This is a genomic window from Dapis purpurea BLCC-M126 (genome assembly GCF_050015975.1).
Classification (GTDB): domain Bacteria; phylum Cyanobacteriota; class Cyanobacteriia; order Cyanobacteriales; family Microcoleaceae; genus Trichodesmium.
The window spans coordinates 1-3616 of sequence record NZ_JBNHER010000127.1 but is presented as its reverse complement, the minus strand read 5'-3'; the positions used below and the strand labels follow the sequence as shown (position 1 = coordinate 3616).

At 35.9% G+C, this 3616-nt stretch carries 2 protein-coding genes; one reads left to right on the top strand and one right to left on the bottom strand.

All coding sequences use genetic code 11. The features are described from left to right. Positions 1-29: 29 nt before the first annotated feature. A complete protein-coding gene (locus ACP6PL_RS11490) occupies positions 30-1040 on the bottom strand; it encodes a PAS domain-containing protein (RefSeq protein WP_426545393.1) in 1011 nt (336 codons plus the stop codon). Positions 1041-1871: 831 nt separating this feature from the next. On the opposite strand from ACP6PL_RS11490, the gene ACP6PL_RS11485 reads away from it, so the two are divergent. Further along, a complete protein-coding gene (locus ACP6PL_RS11485; RefSeq protein WP_426545392.1) occupies positions 1872-3341 on the top strand; it encodes a leucyl aminopeptidase in 1470 nt (489 codons plus the stop codon). The last annotated feature ends 275 nt before the right edge of the window (positions 3342-3616 follow it).

Below are 3616 nucleotides of genomic sequence, written 5' to 3'. Positions count from 1 at the left end.
GCTTAAGAGGTTAGCGATCGCCTAATTTTTTAGAGATACCAAATGGGTTCTATATCTTGAGAGTGTTCGTCATCATCTATGGCTAACCACAACTGCGCTTCCCAAAAATATTTACCGACAATATTTTCATGTTTGGCATCAGCAAAGTCTAAAAATGTCTGATTAGCTTCCAAGATAGTACCATCAGGTTTAAGGAGTCCAATAAATTGAAATGTTTGGTTAAAAATAGCTTGGAAGCGTCTTTCGCTCTCCCTAATAGCAGTAATATCTCGCCCCACTGCTTGGTATTCTACTAAGTTATCGTATTCATCAAATATTGCTCGGTTCGTCCACTCTTGCCACCTGCGCTCTCCACTGGCCATTTCTACCATTTGTTCATGGGTGACTACAGATTTTTCTGGTGTTAGAACATCTAATTGTTGTTGTAGCTTGGCAACCTCGAAAGAAGTAAGAAACTGATAAAAACTTATTCCTATCAACTCTTCTGGTTTTTTGTCAAAGTACCGACAATAAGCATCGTTGACAAAAGTTAATATTCCGCCTGGATAAAAACGACAAATCAATTCTGTATGGTCTTCGACTACAACTCGATGGCAACTTTCACTTTTTCTTAGTCCTATTTCAGTATTTTGGCACTGTTTAATTTCTAATTCTAAACTTTTTTTAGTTGCTTTCAATTTGGCTGAATTAGGTAATATTAGTGGGTGTGGAATTAGGGAAAAAAATCTTATTAGTATATATAGAGAAAGTGTAGCTGTAATTCCTTTAATACTCACTGATATCCAATAAGCAGGATGCCACAAAGTCCAAACTTCCATTAAGTGGGTTGTACCACAGAAAACGATAAAAGCCCCTATAATCAATACATTTGCTCGTTGGTAGAGAAAGTAGACTAACATGATAGCTATAAAGTAGTAAGCTATAGCTATTAATACGTCTGAGCTAGCATTTAGCCAGAGTAACTCTGAGTTCCAAAGATAGCATTGGCCTTTTGGTATAAATTGCCCAGGGGAAAATATATTTGCTATTAGTTGCCACATTGTTATTACTATTTTTCTAACTTTTATATTTTGATTAGGGATTTTGGGATAATTTATCAGTTCATATCCGGTATAAAAAGGTTTCTCAACTGCTATTAGAGTATGGTAAAATTGATTTGTTTAATAGAAAATTTAAAAAAGGTAGTTATTTATGAATCTGTGACTCCTCCTTGCAGTCTAAAAGTTTAGACGTTGCAGCAATTGTAATAATGCAAGCTTTTCTGTATACTTATTTTTCCCAGCTACCAGTTCAGTATTCTTAGTTAGAGTGTTCCGTGACTGTAGTAAAATTTTATAAAATTGTTATTATAATAATATTATAAATTTCCTATATTTGATCAATTTGAATTAAGGAAAAAAATTTGTGTTTGCCAGACAACATCAAAAATCATCATCTACATGGATGCTTTTTTGATATATTTACTCTGCTCAATCAATTTATATATTTTTTACTTTTGTGACATAGATTACTAATTTATCAGCATTTGGTCAAGATTTGCGACAAATAGAGTATCAATCAGAGAAAAACTGTTATTGTTTGTAATAATTCCATCTTTAGTTGATGCCAATTTTTTATGTTAATGTTCCTAAAAAATATAATTTTGTAGCATTGTTTAAGCTGATTGTATTCAAATTTGATCGACACCAATTTTATTTAAACTTACACAGTAATTAATCAATCCATAAATATAAGAAAAATTTGTTATATATTTTTAATTATAAAAAAAACATTTTTTGAGTCAGAATAGACTACTAGAAGTAAGTCCTGAAATGTCGATACATTCAGAAAACAGATTAAGATAATCTATTACTGCTTGAGAGGAAATTAACATGGAAATTAAAGCAATCAATACACCTCAGTTAGAATGGACTGGAGATGCCCTAGCTATTGGTTTATTTGAGGATGCCATAGAATTAACCGGGGATATGGCCAGATTGAACGAAATGTTAGCTGGTACTTTATCTGAATTAATTGAAGAAACAGAATTTAAAGGTAAAGCCAACAGCAGTGCCTCAACTCGTGTCGGTGGTACCACCCCTATTCGCAAAATTATTATTGTGGGCCTAGGTAAATCAGAGGAGTTAAAATTAGATACTCTGCGCCAAGCAGCAGCTACCTCTGGACGTTTGGCCAAAAAGGAGAGATGTAAAACTCTAGGAATTAGTCTGCCAATGTGTCAGGACGCTGATTCTACAGCTATAGCTATTACTGAAGGTATTGAGCTAGCTCTCCATAAAGATAATCGCTTTAAATCTGAACTGGAAAATCCAGGGCCAGATGTAGAAAAAGTAGACTTAATTGGTTTAGCTGGCTCCGATGAAGCGATCGCTCGCGCCAGACAAATATGTTCAGGAGTCATTCTCGCCAGGGAACTTGTCGCAGCTCCCGCTAACTCCTGTACCCCAATAACTATGGCTGAAACTGCTGAAGCTTTAGCTAAAGAGTTTGGTCTAGCTCTAGAAATTCTAGAAAAAGAAGATTGTGAAAAACTAGGTATGGGAGCTTTTCTTGGAGTTGCTAAAGCTTCTGACTTGCCACCAAAATTTATTCATATCACTTACAAACCAGAAGGTACTCCTCGTCGCAAGTTAGCAATAGTTGGAAAAGGTTTAACTTTTGACTCCGGTGGTTTAAATCTCAAAGTTTCTGGTAGTGGTATTGAAATGATGAAAGTTGATATGGGAGGAGCAGGTACAACTTTTGGTGCTGTTAAGGCGATCTCCCAGTTGAAACCAGATGTGGAAGTTCATTTTATCAGCGCTGTTACAGAAAATATGGTTAGTGGGCACGCCATGCACCCTGGTGATTTTCTGACTGCTTCCAATGGCAAAACTATTGAAGTTAACAACACAGATGCAGAGGGGCGTTTGACTTTAGCAGATGCGTTAGTCTTTGCTGAAAAGTTAGGAGTAGATGCAATTGTAGATTTAGCAACTCTTACAGGTGCTTGTGTTGTGGCATTGGGTAATGATATTGCTGGTTTGTGGAGTCCTAATGATGACTTAGCAGCAGAACTAACAGCAGCAGCAGAAAGAGCTGGAGAGAAAATGTGGCGGATGCCTTTGGAGGAGAAATATTTTGAGGGATTAAAAGCTATGCACGCGGATATGAAAAATACAGGTCCGCGCCCTGGTGGTGCTATTACTGCAGCTTTATTTTTGAAGCAGTTTGTTAAAGATACACCTTGGGCACATTTAGATGTTGCTGGTCCAGTTTGGATTGATGCAGAGAATGGTTACAATAATCCAGGTGCTACTGGTTATGGTGTTCGGACTCTAGTCAATTGGGTTTTGAGTTAGAGACTACCTACAGCAAATTGCAAGTAGATGAAGTACAAATATCTCTAATAAAATCTTTGTAGTGCGGGCATTTTGCCCGCTATAGGTTTAACTCACTGATATAAAATCCACTGTATATACTTTTTTTTTGGTATTGCCCCTCTAGAAGATAGATTTGAAAACTAAATAGTTCGATTTAATAAAGTAGGCGCTTCCTTTCATTAATTGATAATTGATAATGGATAATTGATAATGGATAATTGATAATTACCTCTGGTTAAAACCGTTACGGAATT

Bases quoted from the DNA above. Each gene is read 5' to 3' on its own strand.
- ACP6PL_RS11485 (WP_426545392.1), top strand. From the start codon at position 1,872: ATGGAAATTAAAGCAATCAATACACCTCAGTTAGAATGGACTGGAGAT.
- ACP6PL_RS11490 (WP_426545393.1), bottom strand. From the start codon at position 1,040: ATGTGGCAACTAATAGCAAATATATTTTCCCCTGGGCAATTTATACCA.